Raw genomic sequence first — 22,248 nt, 5'->3', positions numbered from 1 at the left:
CGCCCGGTTCAGCGCGCAGCCTCCGTGGCTCAGTCCACTTCGACGATCTCGCTGTCCCTTTGCGCCTCGTCAAAGGAAGCAATCGGGAAATCCACGACGACGCTAAAGAAAACATCACCGTCCTCGACCTCCAGCTTGCCGCCAAGCTGCTGGGCGAACGCCTTGATCAGATTGGTGCCAAGCCCTGTGCCGCTCACCTGTTCGGGTGGCAAAAGCGGCGTCCCCTTGGTATTGGACACGATCAAACGCGCAGTGCCCGGTTCGAGCGTCTTCAGCCGCACCTCGATCCTGGGCATGCCCTCCTCAGGGCGACCGATGTATTTCAGCGCATTGGTCGTGGCCTCGGTGGCCAACAGGGACAAAGGCACCGCCTGATCGGGATAGAGCACGACCGGATCATACTCCTCCGTGCTTTTCAGATGCGCCTCATTGGCGACGCTGGCGCTGACCAGCTTGCCGATGGTACTGCGCATCAGCTCGTCGGCGCGCACCCGGCCTTCGGTCGTGGTCTCATACAGACTACGGTGCACCGTCGCGATGCTCATCACACGGCCCTGCACCTCCTTGAGGGCAAAGCGCGCCTCGGGGGTTTTCGCCTTGCGCACCTTCATGTTCACGATGGAGGCGATCAGTTGCAGGTTGTTCTTGACCCGGTGATGGACCTCCTTGAGCAACACGGATTTGTCGTGAATCGTGTCCTCGAGCTCCGCCTCGTCCCTTATCACGGTTTCCGCCAGATTGTGCCAGGTTTGGTCGATTTCGCGCAGCTCACGCGGCAGTCCGGTGTCCCGGGAACGCTGTTCGTGGCGCCGCGTGACGGCGAAATCGCGCATGTCACGGCTCAGGCGACGGATCGGCTTGATCACCAGCCGGTGCACCGCGAAATAGGCCACACCGAGACTGGTCAGCCACATGGCGATCGGAAAGAACATCGGCGAAGCAATGGACAGACCCGGCGCAACCGAGAGCCGCTCCTGCGGCCAACTGCCGATGGCGTAAACCTGATCGCGCAGGATCGGAACCACGGCAAAGACCCGCTCCTCGCCATCGTTGGTCTGACCTGTGAAGGAAAAGCGATACTGCCCGGCCAAACCGACGAGCGGACGCCCGGCGGGTAATTCCCCGACCACGCCCTGCAATCCTCCGGCCGCACTCAAAATTTCGCCCTCATTGTTGAAGGTGATGAGATCCACCGGTCGGTCGACCGGCTGGTTCTCCAGCTTCATTCGGGTTTCGTTATGTGGCAGGGAAACGGTCACATAGCCATCGAAGGCGCCGTCGCGATAGACCGGCGCGGACAGGACGATGACCGATGTCTTGCTGATCGGCGCATTGAAAATCAGATCGCTGCGCGGGCCGGGATGCTGCATCATGCCCTGATAGACTTCGCGCCCCTTGAAATCGTAACCGACCGCGCTCGATCCGCATTTCAGGATACCATCCGTCCCGACATAGCCGGCAAAGGAAAACGCCTGATTATCGGCAATGAAATCCACGAAAATCCGATTGCAGGCCGACGTGTCGGCCTCGATCGACGGGATCACCGCCGCGAGCGCATCCGTGGAACCGAAGCCGGTGCGGATCAAGGCCTCCTCCCCCGCTGCGGCCTGCGCCGTCAGCGCCAGCAGGTTGCTTTGCGCCCGCTCGTCTGCGGCCTCGGAAAACTGATGCGTGATCGAAACGGCGATCAAACCGATCGGGAACAGCGCAATCGACAGCAGCGCCGCGATGCGCAATCCCAAACCGTCGACGTAACCACGCCAGTTTTTCGCCGTCACGCAGCAGTCCCCCGGCTCGGCACGGCGGAACTCATCACGGCCATGGTCTCCTGATCGGTCAACTCAAGGGTTTCACCTTCTTCGAGTTCCATCAGTTCCGTAAGCCGCTGCCGCGCGCGGTTGACCCGGCTCTTGATCGTGCCCACCGCCACGTCACAGGTCTCGGCGGCTTCCTCATAGGAAAAGCCCATCGCGCCCACAAGCATCAGTGCCTCACGCTGTTCGGCCTTGAGCTGCACGAAGGCGGCTTCGAAATCGGCCATTGCGAGGCGCCCGTCATGATCCGGCTTCTTGGCAAGCGTGGCCGCGAAGACGCCATCCGTGTCCTGCACCTCGCGCTTTCTCTTGCGCCGGTCGGAATAGAAAGTGTTGCGCAGGATGGTGAAAAGCCAGGCCCGCATGTTGGTGCCGACCTGAAAGGACGACAGGTTCTTCCAGGCCTTGATCACCGCATCCTGCACAAGATCGTCCGCTTGCGACGGATTCCGGGTAAGGCTGAGGGCAAAGGCACGCATTGCGGGCAGATGGGTGACGATCTCCTCGCGCGGATCGAGTGCGGCGCCGTTATCAAGGCCACTCCGGGTCGAACTGTCCTCACTGGTCATTCTGGGCATCCTGTTCCTTGAGTTTCTCAAGCAGGTCAAGAAACCGGTCAGGAATCTCTTCTTCCAGCGTCTTTTGATAAACTCTTTTGAGGTTTGCCTCGATTTGCTCGTCGAGCTCGTGTTTTGATCTGTGCTGCGCCATTGTCTTTCCCGTCTCGGGCCACCTTGGGAGATGACATCCCGAAAAAATTAACACCCTTTTGGGAACCAAACGCGTCTCCTTTGCGTTCGGTTCCGAGAAAATCGAAAAAAGGACGAAATTTATGTCGACAGCTCCGACAGAGAAGAAACTGTCCCTGGTTGTGGCCAGCCTTCTACCCTATCTGCGCCGCTATGCGCGTGCGTTGACCGGAGACCAGCAGACCGGGGACAAATACGCGGCGACCACGCTTGAGGCGCTGCTGAGCGATCGTTCGGTGTTCGATCAGATCGAAAGCCCGAAAGTGGCTTTGTTCCACGCATTTCACCTGATCTGGTCGAGTGCCGGTGCGCCGACGGGCGAGGACGAGACAGGGCTCGCCAAACGCGCCCAGGCCCACCTGCGCCGCCTGACGCCCAACACCCGCGAGGCGCTTTTGCTACACACAATCGAGGAATTCACCCTCGACGAGGTGGCCGAAATCATGGGCACCGATGCCGATGAGGTCGAACACCTGTTGAGTGTCGCGGAAACGGAAATGGTCGACAGCATTCAGGGCCGCGTCATGGTGATCGAGGACGAAGCCATCATCGCGCTCGATCTTCAGGGCATCGTGGCGGACATGGGCCATCAGATCACCGGTGTGGCCAGCATCGCCAGCGAAGCGGTGAAACTTGCTGCGGAAACCCGCCCCGATCTGATCCTTTCCGACATCCAGCTCGCCGATGGCTCGTCGGGCATCGACGCCGTGAACGACATCCTCAAGAGCGCCGCCGACATTCCGGTGATCTTCATCACCGCCTTCCCCGAACGTCTTCTGACCGGCGAACGCCCGGAACCGGCTTTCGTCATCACCAAACCCTACAGCGAGGAACAGGTGCGCTCCGCCGTGTCGCAGGCAATGTTCTTTTCGAGCACGGAAACCCTGGTGTCCTGAGCGACACCGATCCGTTCGACATGAAAACGCCCCGTCGGTCTCCCGGCGGGGCGTTTGTTATGACAGGCGTTCAGGACGTTACGATTTCGCAATCGCCCGAAGCATCCAGGCCGCTTTCTCATGAAATGCCGCGCGCGCGGTCGCCAGATCGGCCGTCACATCGTCATCATGCTCTTCCGCGAGCTTGATCAGCTTGTGCATCTGGGCCGCGAGATGTTCGTGGTCGGACGCCAAATCGGCCACCATGTCATGGGCGCTCGGCGACTTGGGCGCGTCCTTGAGTTTCGCGCCCCCCAGAACATCGCTCACCGACATCGGCGCCAGTTGCCCAAGCGCGCGGATGCGTTCGGCCAACTCGTCGGTCGCCGCGAACAGTGCATCGTATTGTTCCTCGGTCAGCGTGTGAATGCTGTAGAACAACGGGCCTTCGACGTTCCAGTGATAGATATGGGTCTTCAGGAGCAGCGTGTAGGTGTCCGTCAGCACCTGCGCGAGACCCGTTGCCACGGGTTTCGGGGATTTCACCCCGGTTTTGACCGATGTCGCTGCGGGAGTTGTTTCAAGAATATCTGCCATGATGCGTTCCTTTCAAATGTGATGTTGGCGAAGGGGGACAGGGGTGCACCGGATCAAACCGGCGGCTTGCCCCGAACCGCACGCGCGACCATCGCCAGAAGGAACAGGGCGATGAAGATGAAGAACAGGATTTGCGCGATCCCGGCGGATGCGCTTGCGATGCCACCGAAGCCAAAAACCCCGGCGATAATCGCGACGATCAGAAAAGTAAGTGCCCAGCCAAGCATGGGAGCCTCCTAAGTTGCGATTGTTTGGTGCGTCAACTGACGCGGTCTGGGGAGTCAACGCAGGCTTTCATGGATTGGTTCCGAACGGGTTTCCCGGAACATTCTGATCGGTCTGCGCGTTGGGTCGGCAACATGGAAACGAAAAGGAGACTGATCATGGCTCGCGTTCAAACCAATGATGCCGTCGAACAAACGTCTGCAGATCTTTCGGCTCAACTCGAAACCCTGAAAGCCGATGTGGCGGCGCTGACCAGCACGCTGGCAGACTATGGCCGCGCTCAGAAAGAGCAGATCGGCGCCACCGCGGAAGAGACCTATGAAGCCGCGAAGAAGAAAGGCGCGGAAACCGCCCAGCACGCCCGCAAACAGGCCCGCGACGCCTATACCGGCGCGGAACAGGCAGTGCGTGCCAATCCGGCGGCCTCGGTCGGAATCGCGGCGGGTGTCGGCTTTCTCGTCGGCCTTCTGACCGCGCGTCGCTGAGGCCTCTCATGCTGAACGCCGTTCACACAAGAGTGGCCCGGGGCGCACGTCGTGCGGCCTGGGCCTCGGTCGGACTGCTCCTGCTTTTGGTCGGGACCGGTTTTCTGACCGTCGCAGCCTGGCTCGTGCTTTCCGCCCTGCACGGCGCACAATTCGCCGCTCTCGTGATCGGGCTGCTTTACGTCGGCGCCGGCCTCATGGCCCTGGCTCTCGCCACGAAACGTCAGACGCCCCCGACACCGCTCGCGTCCCCCTCCGGTCCAACGCAACAAGATCTCTTCGCACGTATCGCTCTGGCGTTCGGAGAAGGGGTCCAGGCCGGCAGATCCATGCGCAGATGAACGCTCAAGAGGCTCCGACGCATCACTGCGCTCGGGCCTGCACGAATTCGACATGGCCGTCGGCGATCAACGCTGCCGTCAAACGCCCCGTCGCATAGGCCCCGGTGTCTATGGAAATGACACCGTTCTTCTCCTGTGGCAGATCGACGATTGTATGGCCATGCACGACCCAGACACCGTCTTTGCGGGCCTGCTGCCCAAAAGCGCGGTGCCCCCATGTCAGGGACTGATCCTTTTGCAATCCCATCGGCGTCGCGGGATCGGCCCCGGCGTGCACCACGGCCACATTGCCGCTTTCGAACCACCGCGGTCGCCCGGCGAGCCAGGTCTGCAACCCCTCGGGCATGACCTCCACAAGCCGGTCCCGCGCGACGCGCAACGCCTCGGGCGCATTTTGCACCCCAAGCTGGAACGACCCGAAACTTGCCATGGTCTGCAATCCGCCATGGCGCATCCAGCGGTTCCCAGCCTGTTCAGGGTCCCTCAGGAAAGCCAGCATCATCTCTTCGTGGTTGCCGAGGAGGAACACCGTGTCGGGACGGTCCGATTCGAGCGTCCTGAGACGGTCGAGGACCTCGGCGCTGTGGTCCCCGCGATCAATGAAATCACCGACGAAAATCCAGCGCGACGATCCGGCGCGCTCGGACAGTTGGTCGATCATCCTGTCCAGACAGGCAAGCTGGCCATGAAGATCCCCGACAATGGCCAGCGCCCCCTCGGGCACCGGAGCGCCCCCATCGAAACGCTGCGGGAGCGGCGCCTCCGTCATCTGGGGCCTGCTGCGGCGGAACAAATGTCTGAGCACTAGGGCGGTCCTTTCAGCTCGGCTTTCGACGGGGCAGCCCCCATCGCCTTCTGCCTGCAAAAGCTATGGTCTCTGCGCACGGGTTTCCAGAGGTCCTTTCCCCTGTTTCAACACCGGGCGCGCCCCCCCTGCCGCAGACGCCAACGACATTTCTCCGCTGAATTTAAGAGCGAAAAAGCGCCGACCGATGCAAATGACACAATATGACCTGTTTGACGGCACATCCTCTGCCGCACAATATAGAGGAGAGTTTTCATGTCGGGTCAGGCAAGCTATACGACTCCAAAAGCTTGAGGTGCGGAGTGACGTTTCATAAATATTTTCATGGGCTTTGGGTCTCCGCAGCCATGTCCGCCACACCCGCTCTGAGCCAGGATGTGGAACTCAAGTTTCCGGTCTCCGAGTTCGGTACTCCCGGTCTCATCGACATGCCCTCCGGCGATGTCTTCGAAGATGGCACCCTGCAACTGTCGACGGCTTTCCATAGCGGCACGCAGAAGTACAACCTCAGTTTTCAGATCACGCCTCGGGTTTTCGGGAGTTTCCGTTATGCGATTGTCGACGCCTTCGATGGGGCGGGCACCACGCGATACGACCGGAGCTTCGATCTGGGCTATCTTTTCGCCGTGGAAACCGAGCTGCGCCCTTCGATGGTGATCGGCCTCCGCGACTTCGGGGGCACCGGGCTATACGGGTCGGAATATATCGCGGCCACCAAACATTTCATGGACGACCGCCTGGCGGTCACCGGCGGGATCGGTTGGGGGCGTCTGGGCAGCTATGGCGGCTTTTCGAACCCTCTGGGCGCGCTCTCCGACAGTTTCAAGACCCGTTCTGAGGTGCAAGGCGCAGGTGGCGACACCGGGCAGCTCGACGTGGACCAGTGGTTCCATGGCGATGCGGCGCTGTTTGGCGGGCTGGCCTATCAGATCAATCCACGCCTGTCCTTCAAACTGGAATATTCCTCCGATGCCTATGAAACCGAGGTCGCGAATGCCGGTTTCCAGCACAAGACCCCCGTCAATGCCGCGCTGTCCTACGGGTTCGACAACGGGGCGGATCTGACGGTCTATGCGCTGCACGGCTCCGAGATCGGCTTCATGGCCAGCCTGCCGATCAACCCACGGACCCCCGCCTATGCCAGCGGCATCGAAGAAGCCCCGCCAGCCCTCATGCCGCGCCAGAGCGCCGCGGCGCTGTCTTGGAATGAAGGCAGTGTTCAGACCGGCAACAGCCCCCTGTCCGCCGCGCTCCGGGATCAGGGCATCACGCTCGAAGGCATCACGGTCGAGGGCGCGACCGCCACGGTGCGCATTGCCAACGGGCGTTATCCGGCCGAGGCCCAGACGCTCGGCCGCACGGCCCGGGTTCTGGCCAATCATCTGCCCGAGACGGTGACGACCTTTCGCGTGGAAAGCACCGCGAACGGGATGACCACCGCGCGCACCACCCTGCGCCGCGACGATCTCGAAGCGCTGGAATACGATCTCGATGGCAGTTGGCGCAGCTATGCCCGCGCCGGTTTCGAGGACGCGCCCCGTACGGAGGCTGCGACGATTACCGGGACCTATCCCAAATTCGACTGGCGTCTGAGCCCCTATCTCGACCCCGCGCTGTTCGACCCCGACAGCCCCCTGCGCGCCGATCTGGGTCTTCAGGCCGAAGCCGCCTTCAAGCCGATGCGCGGGCTGATCTTTTCCGGGGCAATCCGGCAGCCGGTCATCGGCAACCTCGACGAAAGCACCCGTCCGTCCAATTCGGTCCTGCCCCATGTGCGCACCGATATCGTCGAATATGCCAAGCAATCCGATCTGGAGATCAAGCATCTCACGGCGGAATATTTCTTCCGCCCCGGCAAAAACCTCTTTGGCCGGGTGACCGCGGGTTATCTGGAAACCATGTATGGGGGCCTGTCCACGGAACTGCTCTGGAAACCGGTCAACGGTCCGCTCGCGCTTGGTGCCGAAGTGAACTACGCGAAACAGAGGGAATTCGATCAGCTCTTCGGATTTCAGGAGTACGACATCGTGACCGGCCATGCCTCGGTCTATTACGATTTCGGTCGCGGCTATCTCGGCCAGGTCGATGTCGGGCGCTATCTCGCCGGGGATTATGGCGCGACGTTTTCTCTCGACCGCGAATTCGACAATGGCTTCCGGGTCGGCGCCTTTTTCACCCTCACCGATGTCTCCTTCGACGATTTCGGCGAAGGCTCCTTCGACAAGGGGATTCGCTTCACCGTCCCGATCGACTGGCTGAGCGGCGCGCCGGTGCAAGGCGGCTATGGCACGACCATCCGCCCGGTCCAGCGCGACGGAGGTGCGCGGCTCGATGTGCGCAACCGGCTTTACGAGGTGGTCAGGGCCAGCCAGACAAACGAGCTGGAAGACCGTTGGGGGAGGTTCTGGAGATGAGCGTGAAGACCCGCATCGCACTCCTGCTCGGCTTTGTCGCGGTGCTGAGCGGCTGTTCGTCGGACCCGAACCAGTCCGCGCTCGCCCAGCAATTCTTCAACCGTTCCAAAGGGTTCGAACCCGGAGCCGACTTTCTCGCGGCCCAACGCTCAGGAGCCCCGGGCTATGTGGCCGGGCTTCAGAACGGCGAAAACGCCTACACGATCTTCCTGCGCCAGACGGTCAATGCCAGGGGCGAGGAAACCTGGATTTCTCCGGACCGGCTGTCTCTTGGGATGAAGGACGGGATGTTGATTGCCACGCGCGGCTTCGGCGACGATCAGCTCGCGGCGGATGCGCGAGCCACGCGGGCGGCCCTCACATCCGGGCGGGAAACTGTCACCGAACGTTTCGTCACCCTGCTCACCGAAGGAAGCACCGCCGAGACCTTTGCCTTCCGCTGTCAGATCACCCGCGAGAAACAGGAACCCGTTCAGCTCAGCGAAAGTTACACCGCGGACACAGAGCTGTTTTATGAAACCTGCCGGAACGGCCAGATGGCTTTTCGCAATCTGTTCTGGGTGGAGCGCGGCACCCGGACCATCGTACAGTCACGTCAGTGGGTCAGTACGGAGACCGGTGAATTGGCCCTCCGGCTCATCAAACCTTGAAACTCAGTCCTGCGACAAAAAGGGGTATGGCCGAAACACAGTTGCCGTCCTCTCGGTTTTCGGATTGATCTCAAAAAGTATCATGTAAAAGGAACAAGTTAGCGTTGCCCTCCTCCCCGAACATCTCCGACGACGACGTGATCGACCTTGGCGCCTTGCTCAGCGTGCTCTGGCGCAAGAAACTGTGGATTCTCGCAAGCATCGTGGCTTGCGCCCTGATTGGTGCCGTTTACGCATTTGCAATTGCGACCCCGAAATATCGGGCCACCTCCGTGATCCTGCTCGATTCCTCTGGTGAACAGTTGCTGGATCTCGGCGCGGTCTTGCCAAGCCTCGGAACCGATTCCGAAGCCATCAACACCGAAGTCGAGGTGCTCAAAAGCCGCCGCCTGCTCGAGCGCGTCGTCACTGCCGCGAAGCTGACGGAAGACCCCGAGTTCAACGCCACCCTTGTGCCACCCGGCCTGAAAACCAGGCTCAGGAATGTTCTGACCGGCTCGGAGCGCGACAGGCCGACGCAAGACCAGCAGACCACTCTGGCAATCAACGCCATGCTGGAACGCATGTCCGTGCGCAACGTGCCCAATACCTATGTCCTGCAAGTCACGGTCGAAACCGAAGCTGCGGAGAAATCCGCCCTGCTCGCCGATACGATCGCGGAACAATACATTCTCTATCAGATGGATGTGAAATTCGAAGCGACCCGCGATGCCTCAGAATGGCTCACGACACGGGTCGCGGACCTCAAACTGGAGCTGGAACAGGCCGAAGCGCGTGTCTCGGAATTCTCGGCCAATTCGGAAGTCGTCAGCATCGAAACCGTCCAGGCGCTCGAACGTCAGCTCAAGGAGTTGCGCGAGCGGCTTCAGACCATGCGCACCTCCCTGCAAAGCGAAACCGCACGGCTGGACGCGTTGAACGCGGCGAAAACGGCCTCCGCCGGACAGAAAGCCGAAGTTGCGGGCGATCCTCGTCTGGCGACACTGTATCACGAAACGGGTGAGGGCGCCGCGTTCGACGCCCGGTTCAACCAGCTTGTGATGCAAGCCTCCACGCAGGTGCAGCGCACAGAGGCACAGGTGCAATCCCTCGAAACCAGCATCGCGATGCGTGAGGCGGATATCGCCAGGCAAAGCGACGAGCTGATCCAGCTTCAGCAGTTGACCCGCGAAGCCGAGGCCAGCCGGTTGCTGTACGAATATTTCCTGAGCCGCCTCAAGGAGACATCGGCACAGGAAGGCATTCAACAGGCGGACAGCCGTATTCTGTCCAACGCGGTATTGCCCGACGGACCTTCAGAGCCACGCAAATCGCTCATTCTGGCCATGTCGATTATTCTTGGCGCCATGATCGGCGCGGCTTTGGCCTTGCTGTGGGAAATGCGGCAACACGGCTACCGGCAGGCCTCCGATCTTGAGGCGGAAACCGGCCTGTCCGTGATGGGACAAATCCCGCTTCTGCCCTCGAACAACCGTCGCGAAGGGTTGGAATATCTTGCGGACAAACCGGCCTCTGCGGCGGCCGAGGCGGTCCGCAACCTTCGAACCTCCGTGATGTTGTCCGGGCTGGACAAGACACCGCAAATCATCATGCTGAGCTCCTCTCTGCCCGGTGAAGGGAAAACCACGGTTTCCTTCGCGCTGGCCCAGAATTTCGTCGGGCTCGGGAAAAAGGTCCTGCTGATCGAAGGCGATATCCGACGCCGTGTGTTCAGCCAGTATCTCGACGTCAAGGACGCCAAGGGGATCATGGCCGTTCTCGCCGGGGAGATCTCCCTCGAGGAGGCCGTCATGCACGATCCGGTGATGAAGGCCGACATCCTCATCAGCGAACCCTCGAACGTCAATGCCGCAGATATCCTGTCCTCCGAGAGATTCGCAGACTTCCTTGAAACCGCGCGCAAAGCCTATGACATGGTCATTATCGACACGCCGCCGGTCCTCGTCGTCCCCGATGCGCGGGTTGTCGCTCAACATGCCGATACGGTGCTCTTCACCGTCCATTGGGACAAGACCACGAAGACCCAGGTGCGGGACGCGCTGCGGATGTTCGAGACTGTCGGAGTGAGTGTCACCGGGCTGGTGCTCAACCAGATCGACCCGAAAGGCATGAAACACTATGGCTACGGGGACTCCTATGGGGCCTACGGCTCTTATGGCGCCAAGTATTACACAAACTGACCGAATCTCAGGACATCTCCCATGATCTGCCTCGGTTTCGAGGCGCCTGACGCGCTTCCCCATCGCCAAAAGGAAAACCGAATGGTTGCGCGCGTTATTTTTCGTTATGACAGCTCTAAGCTGTGCATTTGAACAAGGACTGACCCGTTGCGTATCGCCGTTGCTTTCATCACGACCCTGGCACTCTCCTCCTGTGGTGCCGCATATCACAGTCAACGCGTGGTTTCGGGCACCACAGATGAGGCCAAGGTTCGGGTGGTGCAGGTCACGCCACAATCCGTGTTGGTCGCCAACCGCTCCGCCTACACCCCCCATGACCTTCCCGCCGCCTTCAAGGCGACGGCAGGCACGGGTAGCGGTCTGCGCGGAACGGGGGCCGTCCCGGAACCGGCCTATACGGCGCAGAACCGCCCCGATGCGCTTGAGACACGTCTGCCCCCGTCCGTGACGCCCCAGCCTTACAAGATCGGCATTGGCGATGTGGTGCTGCTGGCGACCCCCGCAGGCACATCCGTCGCAGAACTCTCCGGCCTCCTGGCCGCCCAGAACAGCCGCCAAGGGTATACGGTGCAGGATGACGGCAGCATCGCCATTCCCGATGTGGGCCGGGTCGCCATTGCCGGGCTGACGCTCGAGGAGGCGGAAGCGACCCTGTTCCAAAGCCTGGTCGCCGCACAAATCGAACCGACATTCAGCCTTGAGATTTCACAGTTCAACTCCAAGAAGGTCTCGATCGGCGGCGCGGTCTCCACGCCCGGCGTGATCCCGGTCACGCTGACACCGCTGTATCTCGATGAGGCACTGGCTCAGGTTGGGGGCACCACGGCCGCAAATCTCGATTACACCTCCGTACGGATTTACCGCAACGGCACGATCTATCAGGTGCCGCTCGAATCGCTTTACGCCAACAGTCGCATCCAGAAGATCCCGCTGCTGGCCGGCGACAGTGTCTTTGTCGATGACGCCTATCAGCTGGACCAGGCCTCCGCCTATTTCGCCCAGCAGATTCAACTCGCCGAATACCGCCAGAATGCCCGCACCGCTGCCCTGTCGCAATTGCAAACCGAGGTCGCCCTACGCCGCGATCAGCTAGAGGAAGCCCGGAGCAATTATCAGGCACAGGTCGCGCTGGATGCCACGGATCGGGACTATGTCTACCTGACGGGCGAGGTCAAACAACAGGGGCGTTTTATCCTGCCCCTCGGCCGACAAGCCAGCCTCGCCGACGCGCTTTATGAGGGCGGCAAGGGGCTTGCGATTCAAACTGCGGATCCGCGGCACATCTACGTGCTGCGCACCTCGGACGATCCGATGGAATTCGATGCGCTCACCGCATGGCAGTTGAACGTCAAGAACGCGGCAGAGCTGGCCCTGGCCGCGCGGTTCGAGTTGCGCCCGAATGACATCGTCTTTGTCGCTGAACAGCCGGTCACCAAATGGAACCGCACGATCAGCCAAATCACCCCCTCCCTGATCACAACAGGGATTGCCGCAATCGACTAAGCATCGCGAAACATCATCGGCCAGGCCTGTGCTAGTTTTTACGCACACTCGGCAAAACGGCACCGAAATAAACGAACCATAAGTTTTTTCGATGTAATCTGACGCTGAGTCGCGTATGCTATCGTTAAAGTTGAACTGTTTCCCTGATCATTCCGGGGGACTTCCATCAATATAGTGAGTACACCATGTCCAAATATGCAATTTTGCTGATGTCCGCCCTCGCTGTCACCGCGCCCGCAGCCTTCGCTCAGGAGGCGACCGGCGACGAGCAGGTGACTCTGCCGCCCGCAGGCGATGTGCAGAACTTCCTCCCCCTGCTTGCGCCAACCATCGGTCTTCTGGGGGTGGCGCTGGCGAGCGGAGGCGGCAGCTCGTCGACCAGCACCACCAGCACCACCTCAACGAACTAAGTCACTCGAGACGCTTTCAGAGAAGATAGAAAAAAGCACTCCAGCCGGAGTGCTTTTTTCTTTGCGGCCCCTGCAACCAGAGGCTCAATACTTCTTTAGGTTTTCTCTGCTCTAATCTCACCTGAACCGATGGGGATCGGTGTTCCGGGGTGAGAACACCCCAGGCTTGTCACGTGGGGTGATTTTCATGTTTTCCAATCGAACCGGTCGTGCGCTCGCAGCGCGCGCCCAAGACTTATACGCGTGTATGGCGCCCTTTCTCGCCATCTCCCTTTGCCTCTCCATCTGGGGCACGGAGGCCAATGCCGCCCGGCCAAGATCGCAACAGCCAGGTGCGACAATTGTCATCAATGGCGATCCCGGGGGAAGCGTCCGCGCCCGTCACGACGAGATCGAGGAGATCAACAGGCTCGGGCAACGTGTCGAAATCCGCCGAGGCACCTGCATGTCGAGCTGCACGATGTTTCTCGGCGCCGATAACGTCTGTGTCTCGCCACAGACCAGCTTCGGCTTTCACGGCCCCTACAGGTTCGGCGAGAAACTCAGTCAGACCGAGTTCGATCAATGGTCCCGCATCATTGCCTCTTATTACCCCGCAGCGGTCAGGGACTGGTATATGACGAAAGCCCGCTACAAAATCTACACAGCCACACGACTTTCCGGCGCAGAGCTGATACGCTTAGGTGTTCCGAGATGCCCATGATCATCACAACCTACACAGGAAGTAGTCAGGCGGGTCGCAGCTCATCTGCCAAACCATTACTTGGTCACACTGGATCACATGCACGGGACATGCGCCCGGAAGAGACAGCAGAATGATGGTGATCCCGGCAGGATTCGAACCTGCAACCTGCCCCTTAGGAGGGGGCTGCTCTATCCAGTTGAGCCACGGGACCACACGGGACTTACTTAGCCGGGCGCGGGGTTTGGAGACAAGAGGCGAAGCGCGAAATGTGAAAAGGGGGAGCAAGTTGGCCCACCGCTCCCCCTTTTGCGATCCGCATATTCCCTCCGCGACGAAGCGTGGGTGACATGCAAATATTTTGCACGACTGAGAGCCATTCGCCACCTCGTTCAGCCAGAATGCGCACAATCAAATTTTTTAGCGATAACATACCGCGTGCACAACGCGTGGACAAGGCCGTTTTATGATGTAAACTTAAGGAAATAATTCAAAACATTCAGGAGGGTCACGTCATGTCGCAGGGTTCCGGAAATACGCCCCCCAAGCGCCCATTGACGTTGCGCGACGTGTCCGAGGCCTCCGGCGTGTCCGAAATGACGGTCAGCCGGGTGCTGCGTAACCGTGGCGATGTTTCGGAAAGCACCCGGGCCAAGGTGCTCGAAGCCGCACGAGAGCTTGGCTATGTGCCGAACAAGATCGCTGGCGCACTGGCATCTTCACGCGTCAACCTCGTTGCGGTGATCATTCCCTCCATGTCGAACATGGTCTTCCCCGAGGTGATGACCGGGATCAACGATGTGCTTGAGGAAACAGAGCTTCAACCCGTTGTCGGCATCACCAATTACAAACCGGAGCGCGAAGAGGCGGTGCTCTATCAGATGCTGTCCTGGCGTCCCTCCGGCGTGATCATTGCCGGGCTTGAGCATACAGAAGCCGCCAAGGCGATGCTCGGCGCCGCGGGCATTCCGATTGTCGAGATTATGGACACGGACGGCGAACCGATCGACTCGGCCGTGGGGATTTCACATCGTCGCGCCGGACGCAAAATGGCGCAGGCCATCATTGATGCCGGATACAAACGCATCGGCTTCCTCGGCACCAAGATGCCGCTCGACCACCGTGCCCGGAAACGCTTCGAAGGTTTCACCGAGGTGCTGGCCAAAGCGAAACTTGAGATCGCCGACAGCGAATTCTACTCGGGCGGCTCCGCGCTCAAGAAGGGGCGAGAGATGACCGAGGCGATCCTCAAGCGTAACGAGGAGAACCCTCTGGATTTTCTCTATTATTCCAACGACATGATCGGGGCGGGCGGGCTGATGTATTGCCTAGACAACGGCATCGACGTGCCGGGGCAGATCGGGTTGGCCGGGTTCAACGGCATTGAGTTCCTCGACGGCTTGCCGCGCAAACTTGCCACGATGGACGCCTGCCGTCTGGAGATCGGGCGCGCCGCTGCGGAAATCATTGCCAAACGGGTCGAAACCCCTGACGCGCCCGGCGGCGAGGTGGTCACGCTCGAACCCTCCCTTGCCTATGGTGACACGCTTAAGCGCAAGAAAAAGCCGATCTGATCCCTTCCAGGAGGGTTTTCAGCAACTTTATTCAAGATCGCACAGGCCATCGTGACTGGAAATGACGCTCCGAAAGATTTAAGGAGCGTCAACGCCCGTTTTGCCGGGCGATCAGTCGTAGCGGAAAGAACAGAAGATGCCACATTACAGATCCCGTCGCTCCACCCATGGTCGCAACATGGCCGGCGCCCGCGGCCTTTGGCGCGCAACCGGCATGACCGACAGCGATTTCGGCAAGCCGATCATCGCCGTGGTGAACTCGTTTACGCAATTCGTCCCCGGTCACGTCCATCTCAAGGACCTCGGGCAGATGGTGGCGCGCGAGATCGAGAAAGCCGGTGGTGTGGCAAAAGAGTTCAACACCATCGCGGTGGATGACGGCATCGCCATGGGCCATGACGGCATGCTCTACTCCCTGCCCTCCCGCGAAGTGATCGCGGATTCGGTCGAGTATATGGTCAACGCACATTGCGCCGATGCCATGGTCTGTATCTCCAACTGCGACAAGATCACCCCCGGCATGATGATGGCCGCGATGCGCCTCAACATCCCGGTGATCTTCGTCTCCGGCGGCCCGATGGAAGCTGGCAAGGTGCAGATCGGCGATCTGGAACGCGCCGTCGACCTCGTGGACGCCATGGTTGCCGCCGCCGACGATCAATACACCGACGAACAGGTGGATGCGTTCGAACAGAATGCTTGCCCGACCTGTGGCTCCTGTTCCGGGATGTTCACCGCGAACTCGATGAACTGTCTCGCCGAGGCGCTGGGTCTGGCGTTGCCGGGCAACGGGTCGACCTTGGCAACACATGCGGATCGCAAGAACCTCTTCCTTGAGGCCGGGCGCAAGATCGTTGAGATCACCAAGCGTCACTATGACGATGAGGAAAAGGGGCTTCTGCCGCGCGAGATTGCGACGTTCGAAGCCTTTGAAAACGCCATGTCCCTCGACATCGCGATGGGCGGGTCGACCAACACGGTTCTGCACCTTTTGGCCATTGCGCATGAGGGCGAGGTGGATTTCACCATGCAGGACATCGACCGTCTGTCGCGCAAAGTGCCGGGCATCTGCAAGGTCGCGCCGAACATTCACAACGTCCATATGGAAGACGTCCACCGCGCCGGGGGTATCTTTGGCATTCTGGGCGAGCTCTATCGTGGCGGGTTGCTGCACGGCGATGTGCGCACGGTGCATTCCGATACGATGGCGCAGGCGATCTCCAAATGGGACGTGACAGTTGCCAATGACCCCGAAGTCGAAACCTTCTTCCGTGCGGCCCCCGGTGGCGTCCGCACGACACAGGCGTTTTCGACCGAGAACCGCTATAAGGAACTCGACACCGACCGTGAAAACGGCGTGATCCGTTCCGTTGAACATGCGTTCTCGAAAGACGGCGGTCTCGCGGTTCTGTTCGGCAATATTGCGGAACGTGGCTGTATCGTGAAAACGGCGGGTGTCGATGACAGCATCCTGAAATTCTCCGGCCCGGCGCATGTGTTCGAGTCTCAGGACGACGCCGTTGAAGGCATTCTGACGCGCAAAGTCGAGGCCGGTGAGGTCGTCATCATCCGCTATGAAGGCCCACAGGGTGGTCCGGGGATGCAGGAAATGCTCTACCCGACATCTTATTTGAAATCCAAAGGTCTGGGCAAGAAATGCGCGCTTCTGACCGATGGGCGGTTCTCCGGCGGCACCTCTGGCCTGTCGATCGGCCACGTCTCTCCCGAGGCGGCTGAGGGCGGTCTGATCGGTCTGGTGGAAACCGGCGATATCGTCGAAATCGACATCCCGAACCGCTCGATCAACCTCAAGGTGGATGACGCCACTCTGGCGGCCCGTCGCGAGGCCAAAGGCCCGCTGCCGTGGAAACCCGCTGCGCCGCGCCCGCGTGCCGTTTCGACCGCGCTCAAGGCCTATGCGATGTTCGCATCGTCGGCGGACAAAGGCGGGGTGCGCATCCTGCCCGACGAGGCAAAATAAGGCTCTGATCCAGCCCAAAAGACACGAAACGCCGCTCCATCCGGGGCGGCGTTTGCATTTAGCGGCGGGCGGTGATCACCGCCTCGTCGAGGCCATAGAGCACCAGCGCCCCGGTCTCGTCGATGTCGAACCGATCCACGGTGGACAGCAGCTCGAAATAGCGGGCTTCCTGCACCATCAGCGCCTCCGGACACATCATCCGGGTCGATGCCAGCGGCCCGAATGTCAGCCCCTCTCCGGTCAACTCCACCCCGCCGGTATAACGATTGCAACCGGCCTGCCCCGACACCTGTCCTTCGGGAGAGACAGTCAACGTCACATCGCTCGCGTCAATCACGCCCTGTCCGGCAATATCCTCGATACGCCAGCCCGATCCGCTCAAAAGCGCGAGAGGTGCACCGCCGCACCCGCGCAGCACCTGTTCACCACGTTTCAGTGTCACGCTTTCGGGATAGGGCATGCCCGTCATGTCGTCATGGCAAAGGGTCGGACGCAGAAACAGGGCCAAATCCGGCCAATCGTACCACAATGCGCCGTCGAAAAGCCGGGCCTCAGGCAGGTCCTTGTCAAAACCGGTTTCGCCATAATCGAGAAGCGCCTCAAGTCGCCCCTCCGTCACACCGATCCGCCAGCCTGGCTCATTGCCACCGGCCGTCCAACCCAAAGCCTCCAGGCTCAGAAGACACGCCTGCTCCGTCCCGCCAGCGACCAAAGAGGCCTCATCCCCCTTGATCCAGAACACCAGATCGCCCGCTTCGGTTTCATATTTCGCTCCCGACGCCGAAACCGACTGATGCAGGTGGGAAACCTCCCCTCCCAGATCGAGAACCGCCGCTCCCTCGACGAACCCGACACGCCCGGCGACCGTTTCGCATGCGACCTGTGTCGAAAAACCGAAAGGAAGGTCGCCGGAAAAAGCCGGAGAAGCCGACAGTACGGCAATAAGGAAAACAGATTCTCTGAACAACATGACACAATCTCCATTACAACTTGGCGCCATCACAGTGACGTGGTCCCGGTTTTTCGGACAGTTTCGCAGCGTTTCTAAGGTGGATCGGGTTTAGGTTTCATGCTGCTTTTTGCTTTGCCAAGCCAGCCCAATATGCGTCGTCCAGAGTTCGCCGATCAAGAGCGGAATGAGGTCGCTTGGTATTGTAGAACATCGTCCAATCCTTGATTACGTGACGGACCTAGAAACCATCACTGATCTCTTCGAGATAGACTGCTTCCTGCTTCAATGACCGTCACAGACGCTCGATGAAGATGTTGCCGAGATAACGCCTGCGTCCGTCCATTGAAATGCGCACGCCCGCTTCGGCACCTCTTGTCGCATTGCAGACGACAACCGGTGCTCTGGATTCGGATAGCGTTTCCCCAGCCAGATTTGCGCAAAGCGCACCGCCGGGCAGGAGAGGGCAGCATCTGGCGACCCGCGGTCTTCCCCGCTCTTTCGGCGGGGTTCCCCCAGAGGGGGGCTATCTTGACGAAAAAGGAAGCAAACCATGCTAAAAAGGAAACTAATCCTGATTAGTCACAATAATGGTGTGACGAATCAAGATTTCATGCGGGCAGGCCGTGCTTATGCGCAAGGCCACGGAACTGGGCGTAACGAACCTCGATGTGGTGCTCTTCGCGCTGGCCGATTACGGTATCGCCAGGGAATATGTGGCGTGAACGGGTGCGATGGCGCGGTTTCTGGTCTGGAGCGACCTGCATGACGAATTCTGGGGTGGCTTCGAACTGCCCGACCTGTCCGCGCCGGTGGACGGAGTTCTGATCGCGGGCGATACGCACACGCGGGGCCGCCATCTGGAGATCCCGGCGCGGGCGCCGCGCAAATACGACTGCCCTGCCATCGTGATCTGGGGCAACCATGAACCCTATGGCTCGGTCTGGTCGGAACTGTTGGCGGACGAAGAGCACCAGCTTGCCGTTTTGCGCGCCGAAAGCCTCGATATCCGCGTCTGCATGGCGCGACCACCGAGATCGCGGGTGTACGCATCATTGGTGCAACGCTCTGGACGGACCTGCGGCTCTATCCAGAGTTCGACGACCTCGCGGGGATCATGGTCTCGGCCGACATGCAGGACTACCGCGCCATTCGCACCGCGCCCGATACCTGTTTTACCATTGACGATATGCTGGAACGTCATGCGCAGAACAAGGCTGCGATCCTCGCCGCCCTGCGCACGCCATATGAAGGCCCAACCGTGGTCATGACCCACCACCTGCCGCTGCGCGAGCTGATCGCCCCGTGGCGCATCATCGGCGGCCACGAGAAGCGCGCGATGAATAACGGGTTTGCCTGCGATCTCTGGGACGAAATACGGGGCCTCGATATCCACGCATGGATCTGGGGGCACAGCCACGAGGGAGAAAGTCGAACGCTCGAAGCCGACCACGGTCCGATCCGCTTTGTCACGAACCAGCGGGGATATCCAGACGAGGAGGTCGAATTCGATCCGGCCTTCGTACTAGAGTTCTGAGCCCCACCCCACGACTACCCCTGGCGCGTTTTGTTCTTTCGTTGAAGGTTGGTGAAGAGGTATATCTTCAGACATACTCGCTGATCACGAACCCACCGAACAGGAAAACAAATTGTACCCGGAAATGGGAATGAACCACTTTTTTCATATTCCGCGCACACTGCTCGTTGGGGATAAGTCGATTTCGGAAGAGGTTCTTTTTGCGGATTTCAAAGTAGTCGTCGTTTTAGCCGAACCGGGCGGCGGCAAGACATCTCTTCTGGAGCATATTGCTCGCCAAAAAGGTGTGGGCGTGCGCTATGGCCCGCGACAGGTCAGCATCGGACGCACCGGCTTCTGCGTCGATATTCTGGCCCCTGAGTTTGAACTGACGCCGGAGAACTTTGTGATCCACAGCCACACGAACCGGGCGGATCATTTGACGCCCGAAGACCACACGCGCAGTAATGGAAAATCCTGGCGCTTCACCTCTGTCACCGTTGGCAAAATGCCGGGGCGACAGGTCACCATCTATGACAAGCGTCTCGAAGTCACCGACAAGCGCAAGCCGATCTGGTGGGAATTGTGGAATGCCAATCTCAATTCCGAGGGCTTACCCCCTCTGGACCCGAAAGACCGTTCAGAGAGCCAAATCTGGCGCGTGGAAGTGCGGGCGGGCAAGCGGATCATGAAAGATCGCTGGGGCATCACCACATGAGAGGATTTCGACGCCAAATTCGGCGACGTGATCGCGGAAGCCTTTGAGAAAATCCGCTATTGCGAACCGGACCCGATGGACACGAACCGCGCCCGCTGGCCGAACCACGCGATTTGGGACTTGGCAAAGGTGGACGCCGACAAAGACCTGACCGAGCTGCGCAGCCATGTGGGCGCCAGCGCCGTGAAGGAAGTCCACAAGGCCGATCAGATCAAAATGATCCTCGCCCTTACCTTGGGCAATTGCACCACCCTATCCGTCTACGACGTATCGCACGAGGATTTCCGTCAGCTCATCATCCGTAAATACGGCAAGTGCTTCGGAAGGGTAGTCGCCACGCTCTACGACATTTGAGAACGTCCGACCTGACAACCAAGGCATCAGTTGGACGCCGAAGGTTCTGAAAACACGTTCCACGGTGGCCCGCATTTCGGCGAGTCCGGCAGGAGGGGTTTCGACAGTTGCGCCAAGATCGGTCACGGCGGTGCGAAACAGGTCGGAAACGAAGGAGGGCCCTTGGTCCGACAGCAAAGCGCCGAAACCTCCAAACTGATCCCAAGGCGACTCACAACCGGCAGCGTCAGAGATGGCCGTCTTGTCGACGGTGATGAGCTCCAGAGAGCGAACCGCGTCCTCGGGTGTTGGATTCTCGCAAAGCCGCATCGAGAGGATGCAGCGTGTGGCAACATCAATGGCGACATAGAGCCAGCGACGTCCTACCCGAAAACGATCCCTCAACCCCGATGGGGCGCCGTCAAATGCCCCTCCTTCATCAAGGAGCGTCATAAGATCAATGCGCCACTCGTCCATCTCGATCCGTTCCAGTGGAGCTAGCGTCGAGACACCGGTCCGATAGGGCCGAAATTTCTTACGAGCACCCACCAGTGTCAAGACTTCGATAGCTCATCCACCGAAACTTTCATTGCGGCTAAGCAACATCCCCTGTTGTGGCTATCTACCCCCCTGACCCAGCCCCCTGAAATCGGGCTGCTGAGTTGTTAGTGTTCTGTTCGAGAAGAAGCTGCGCGTTTTGAGGATGAGAATGCTCGGCTGATGCGGCTTCTTGCCCTGGAGAGGTTCGCAGTGGACCATTAGAAGCTGTTCGGTAATCCCCCCATTTTTAGAGGGGCGTATCAGTAGAATCTAAGCTGCTGTCAGTTTCTGTATCGGGGTCATGCCGCCGATGCCCATGTTTGGTCTTTCGTTGTTGTAAGTCCAGAGCCATTTCGTTGCGTGATCCTGCACGTCTTCAATGCTTTCGAAGTGGTATCGCCCGAGCCATTCGGTGCGAACTGTCCGATTGTAGCGCTCGATATAAGCGTTCTGCTGGGGCTTGCCCGGCTGGATGTAAAGCAGCCCGATCCCCGCCTTCTCGGCCCATGTTTGGAGCCTGCCACTGACATATTCCGGGCCGTTATCTACGCGAATGGCCAGAGGTTTGCCTCGCCAGGCGATGATCTGGTCCAGCGCCCGAACAACGCGCTCGGCGGGCAGTGAGAAGTCCACTTCGATGGCCAGGCCCTCGCGGTTGAAGTCATCAAGCACGTTCAATGTGCGGAATGCCCGACCGTCAGCCAGCTGATCGGCCATAAAGTCCATCGACCACACCTCATTCGGGGCCTCAGGCACGACCAGCGGTTCCGGTTTCTCGCGCTGCAGCCGCTTCCGAGGCTTGATCCGCATGTTCAGCTCCAACTCGCGGTAGATGCGGTACACGCGTTTGTGGTTCCAGCCAAAACCTTTGACGTTCCGCAGATGCAAAAAGCACAGACCAAACCCC

Annotated in this window: 22 protein-coding genes, 1 tRNA gene and 1 pseudogene; 14 read left to right on the top strand and 10 right to left on the bottom strand. The window is 59.9% G+C overall.

Features of this window, described 5'->3' with window-relative positions; all coding sequences use genetic code 11:
- Positions 1-29: 29 nt before the first annotated feature.
- The 3 genes from NH195_RS13060 to NH195_RS21240 are packed head-to-tail and all read right to left on the bottom strand — an operon-like array spanning position 30 to position 2,525.
- Positions 30-1,778, bottom strand: coding sequence for a sensor histidine kinase (locus NH195_RS13060; protein WP_066707629.1), 1,749 nt, complete (start codon positions 1,776-1,778; stop codon positions 30-32).
- Positions 1,775-2,383 carry an RNA polymerase sigma factor gene (locus NH195_RS13055; RefSeq protein ID WP_066707626.1) on the bottom strand — a complete coding sequence of 203 codons (609 nt, stop codon included), beginning with the start codon at positions 2,381-2,383 and terminating at the stop codon, positions 1,775-1,777. Before NH195_RS13055 ends, NH195_RS13060 begins: the two co-directional genes overlap by 4 nt.
- Complete coding sequence (locus NH195_RS21240) at positions 2,373-2,525, bottom strand: NepR family anti-sigma factor (protein WP_155846176.1); 153 nt, start codon at positions 2,523-2,525, stop codon at positions 2,373-2,375. Before NH195_RS21240 ends, NH195_RS13055 begins: the two co-directional genes overlap by 11 nt.
- 121 nt (positions 2,526-2,646) lie before the next feature.
- Here NH195_RS21240 and NH195_RS13050 point away from each other — a divergent pair, with 121 nt between their 5' ends.
- Positions 2,647-3,459, top strand: coding sequence for a response regulator (locus NH195_RS13050; RefSeq protein ID WP_066707623.1), 813 nt, complete (start codon positions 2,647-2,649; stop codon positions 3,457-3,459).
- A gap of 78 nt (positions 3,460-3,537) precedes the next feature.
- Here NH195_RS13050 and NH195_RS13045 read toward each other — a convergent pair whose 3' ends face one another.
- Both NH195_RS13045 and NH195_RS20905 read right to left on the bottom strand, forming a co-directional pair.
- Positions 3,538-4,035: a Dps family protein gene (locus tag NH195_RS13045; RefSeq protein WP_066707620.1), complete on the bottom strand. Its 498-nt coding sequence runs from the start codon at positions 4,033-4,035 to the stop codon at positions 3,538-3,540.
- Between the two features lie 53 nt (positions 4,036-4,088).
- Positions 4,089-4,262: a DUF1328 domain-containing protein gene (locus NH195_RS20905; protein WP_081423923.1), complete on the bottom strand. Its 174-nt coding sequence runs from the start codon at positions 4,260-4,262 to the stop codon at positions 4,089-4,091.
- 156 nt (positions 4,263-4,418) lie between these two features.
- Between NH195_RS20905 and NH195_RS13040 the strand changes: the two genes are divergently transcribed.
- Positions 4,419-4,745: an ElaB/YgaM/YqjD family protein gene (locus NH195_RS13040; RefSeq protein ID WP_066707617.1), complete on the top strand. Its 327-nt coding sequence runs from the start codon at positions 4,419-4,421 to the stop codon at positions 4,743-4,745.
- A gap of 8 nt (positions 4,746-4,753) precedes the next feature.
- The gene (locus tag NH195_RS13035; protein ID WP_066707612.1) at positions 4,754-5,086 is read left to right on the top strand and encodes a hypothetical protein; all 333 of its coding nucleotides are present in this window, start codon (positions 4,754-4,756) and stop codon (positions 5,084-5,086) included.
- Positions 5,087-5,108: 22 nt separating this feature from the next.
- Here the strand turns inward: NH195_RS13035 and NH195_RS13030 are convergent, their stop codons facing one another.
- On the bottom strand, positions 5,109-5,855 hold the full coding sequence (locus tag NH195_RS13030; protein ID WP_066707609.1) for a metallophosphoesterase family protein: 747 nt from the start codon (positions 5,853-5,855) through the stop codon (positions 5,109-5,111).
- Between the two features lie 383 nt (positions 5,856-6,238).
- Between NH195_RS13030 and NH195_RS13025 the strand changes: the two genes are divergently transcribed.
- From NH195_RS13025 to NH195_RS13000, 6 genes are all read left to right on the top strand, one after another.
- Entirely contained in the window at positions 6,239-8,305 is a 2,067-nt protein-coding gene (locus tag NH195_RS13025) for a YjbH domain-containing protein (RefSeq protein ID WP_066708032.1), read from the top strand.
- Complete coding sequence (locus NH195_RS13020) at positions 8,302-8,955, top strand: YjbF family lipoprotein (protein WP_066707607.1); 654 nt, start codon at positions 8,302-8,304, stop codon at positions 8,953-8,955. The genes NH195_RS13025 and NH195_RS13020 overlap by 4 nt, the downstream gene beginning before the upstream one ends.
- Before the next feature lie 104 nt (positions 8,956-9,059).
- On the top strand, positions 9,060-11,135 hold the full coding sequence (locus NH195_RS13015) for a GumC family protein (RefSeq protein WP_066707605.1): 2,076 nt from the start codon (positions 9,060-9,062) through the stop codon (positions 11,133-11,135).
- 147 nt (positions 11,136-11,282) lie between these two features.
- Positions 11,283-12,638 carry a polysaccharide biosynthesis/export family protein gene (locus NH195_RS13010; RefSeq protein ID WP_238379755.1) on the top strand — a complete coding sequence of 452 codons (1,356 nt, stop codon included), beginning with the start codon at positions 11,283-11,285 and terminating at the stop codon, positions 12,636-12,638.
- Positions 12,639-12,823: 185 nt separating this feature from the next.
- A complete protein-coding gene (locus NH195_RS13005; RefSeq protein ID WP_066707603.1) occupies positions 12,824-13,048 on the top strand; it encodes a hypothetical protein in 225 nt (74 codons plus the stop codon).
- Between the two features lie 247 nt (positions 13,049-13,295).
- Entirely contained in the window at positions 13,296-13,751 is a 456-nt protein-coding gene (locus NH195_RS13000) for a hypothetical protein (protein ID WP_066707600.1), read from the top strand.
- Between the two features lie 116 nt (positions 13,752-13,867).
- Here NH195_RS13000 and NH195_RS12995 read toward each other — a convergent pair.
- Positions 13,868-13,944, bottom strand: a tRNA-Arg gene (locus NH195_RS12995).
- A gap of 301 nt (positions 13,945-14,245) precedes the next feature.
- Here NH195_RS12995 and NH195_RS12990 point away from each other — a divergent pair.
- A complete protein-coding gene (locus NH195_RS12990; protein ID WP_066707597.1) occupies positions 14,246-15,304 on the top strand; it encodes a LacI family DNA-binding transcriptional regulator in 1,059 nt (352 codons plus the stop codon).
- 136 nt (positions 15,305-15,440) lie between these two features.
- Positions 15,441-17,285, top strand: a complete 1,845-nt coding sequence (gene ilvD, locus NH195_RS12985; protein WP_066707595.1) for a dihydroxy-acid dehydratase — start codon at positions 15,441-15,443, stop codon at positions 17,283-17,285.
- A 58-nt stretch (positions 17,286-17,343) separates the two neighbouring features.
- On the opposite strand, the gene NH195_RS12980 is transcribed toward ilvD, so the two are convergent.
- Both NH195_RS12980 and NH195_RS21890 read right to left on the bottom strand, forming a co-directional pair.
- Positions 17,344-18,255 (bottom strand): META domain-containing protein, encoded by a 912-nt coding sequence (locus NH195_RS12980; protein WP_066707592.1) that lies wholly within the window; start codon positions 18,253-18,255, stop codon positions 17,344-17,346.
- Positions 18,256-18,352: 97 nt separating this feature from the next.
- Positions 18,353-18,466 (bottom strand): annotated as a pseudogene (locus NH195_RS21890) (hypothetical protein); the annotation flags it as partial.
- A gap of 885 nt (positions 18,467-19,351) precedes the next feature.
- Between NH195_RS21890 and NH195_RS21700 the strand changes: the two are divergent.
- The 3 genes from NH195_RS21700 (at position 19,352) to NH195_RS21230 (ending at position 20,822) form a co-directional block, all read left to right on the top strand.
- Positions 19,352-19,771 carry a metallophosphoesterase family protein gene (locus NH195_RS21700; RefSeq protein WP_238379764.1) on the top strand — a complete coding sequence of 140 codons (420 nt, stop codon included), beginning with the start codon at positions 19,352-19,354 and terminating at the stop codon, positions 19,769-19,771.
- Between the two features lie 130 nt (positions 19,772-19,901).
- Positions 19,902-20,468, top strand: a complete 567-nt coding sequence (locus tag NH195_RS12970) for a hypothetical protein (RefSeq protein ID WP_066707589.1) — start codon at positions 19,902-19,904, stop codon at positions 20,466-20,468.
- A gap of 27 nt (positions 20,469-20,495) precedes the next feature.
- Complete coding sequence (locus NH195_RS21230; RefSeq protein WP_066707586.1) at positions 20,496-20,822, top strand: hypothetical protein; 327 nt, start codon at positions 20,496-20,498, stop codon at positions 20,820-20,822.
- 789 nt (positions 20,823-21,611) lie between these two features.
- Here the strand turns inward: NH195_RS21230 and NH195_RS12955 are convergent.
- A partial coding sequence (locus NH195_RS12955) for an IS3 family transposase (protein ID WP_066701789.1) occupies positions 21,612-22,248 on the bottom strand: 637 nt, incomplete at its 5' end.

The organism is Celeribacter ethanolicus (assembly GCF_001550095.1).
Lineage (GTDB): Bacteria > Pseudomonadota > Alphaproteobacteria > Rhodobacterales > Rhodobacteraceae > Celeribacter > Celeribacter ethanolicus.
The sequence above is the reverse complement of the archived record's forward strand: the minus strand, read 5'-3'. Positions and strand labels throughout refer to the sequence as shown.

Bases quoted from the DNA above. Each gene is read 5' to 3' on its own strand.
- NH195_RS13055 (WP_066707626.1), bottom strand. From the start codon at position 2,383: ATGACCAGTGAGGACAGTTCGACCCGGAGTGGCCTTGATAACGGCGCC.
- NH195_RS21240 (WP_155846176.1), bottom strand. From the start codon at position 2,525: ATGGCGCAGCACAGATCAAAACACGAGCTCGACGAGCAAATCGAGGCA.
- NH195_RS13050 (WP_066707623.1), top strand. From the start codon at position 2,647: ATGTCGACAGCTCCGACAGAGAAGAAACTGTCCCTGGTTGTGGCCAGC.
- NH195_RS13045 (WP_066707620.1), bottom strand. From the start codon at position 4,035: ATGGCAGATATTCTTGAAACAACTCCCGCAGCGACATCGGTCAAAACC.
- NH195_RS20905 (WP_081423923.1), bottom strand. From the start codon at position 4,262: ATGCTTGGCTGGGCACTTACTTTTCTGATCGTCGCGATTATCGCCGGG.
- NH195_RS13040 (WP_066707617.1), top strand. From the start codon at position 4,419: ATGGCTCGCGTTCAAACCAATGATGCCGTCGAACAAACGTCTGCAGAT.
- NH195_RS13035 (WP_066707612.1), top strand. From the start codon at position 4,754: ATGCTGAACGCCGTTCACACAAGAGTGGCCCGGGGCGCACGTCGTGCG.
- NH195_RS13030 (WP_066707609.1), bottom strand. From the start codon at position 5,855: ATGACGGAGGCGCCGCTCCCGCAGCGTTTCGATGGGGGCGCTCCGGTG.
- NH195_RS13025 (WP_066708032.1), top strand. From the start codon at position 6,239: ATGTCCGCCACACCCGCTCTGAGCCAGGATGTGGAACTCAAGTTTCCG.
- NH195_RS13020 (WP_066707607.1), top strand. From the start codon at position 8,302: ATGAGCGTGAAGACCCGCATCGCACTCCTGCTCGGCTTTGTCGCGGTG.
- NH195_RS13005 (WP_066707603.1), top strand. From the start codon at position 12,824: ATGTCCAAATATGCAATTTTGCTGATGTCCGCCCTCGCTGTCACCGCG.
- NH195_RS13000 (WP_066707600.1), top strand. From the start codon at position 13,296: ATGGCGCCCTTTCTCGCCATCTCCCTTTGCCTCTCCATCTGGGGCACG.
- NH195_RS12990 (WP_066707597.1), top strand. From the start codon at position 14,246: ATGTCGCAGGGTTCCGGAAATACGCCCCCCAAGCGCCCATTGACGTTG.
- ilvD (WP_066707595.1), top strand. From the start codon at position 15,441: ATGCCACATTACAGATCCCGTCGCTCCACCCATGGTCGCAACATGGCC.
- NH195_RS12980 (WP_066707592.1), bottom strand. From the start codon at position 18,255: ATGTTGTTCAGAGAATCTGTTTTCCTTATTGCCGTACTGTCGGCTTCT.
- NH195_RS21700 (WP_238379764.1), top strand. From the start codon at position 19,352: ATGGTCTCGGCCGACATGCAGGACTACCGCGCCATTCGCACCGCGCCC.
- NH195_RS12970 (WP_066707589.1), top strand. From the start codon at position 19,902: ATGAACCACTTTTTTCATATTCCGCGCACACTGCTCGTTGGGGATAAG.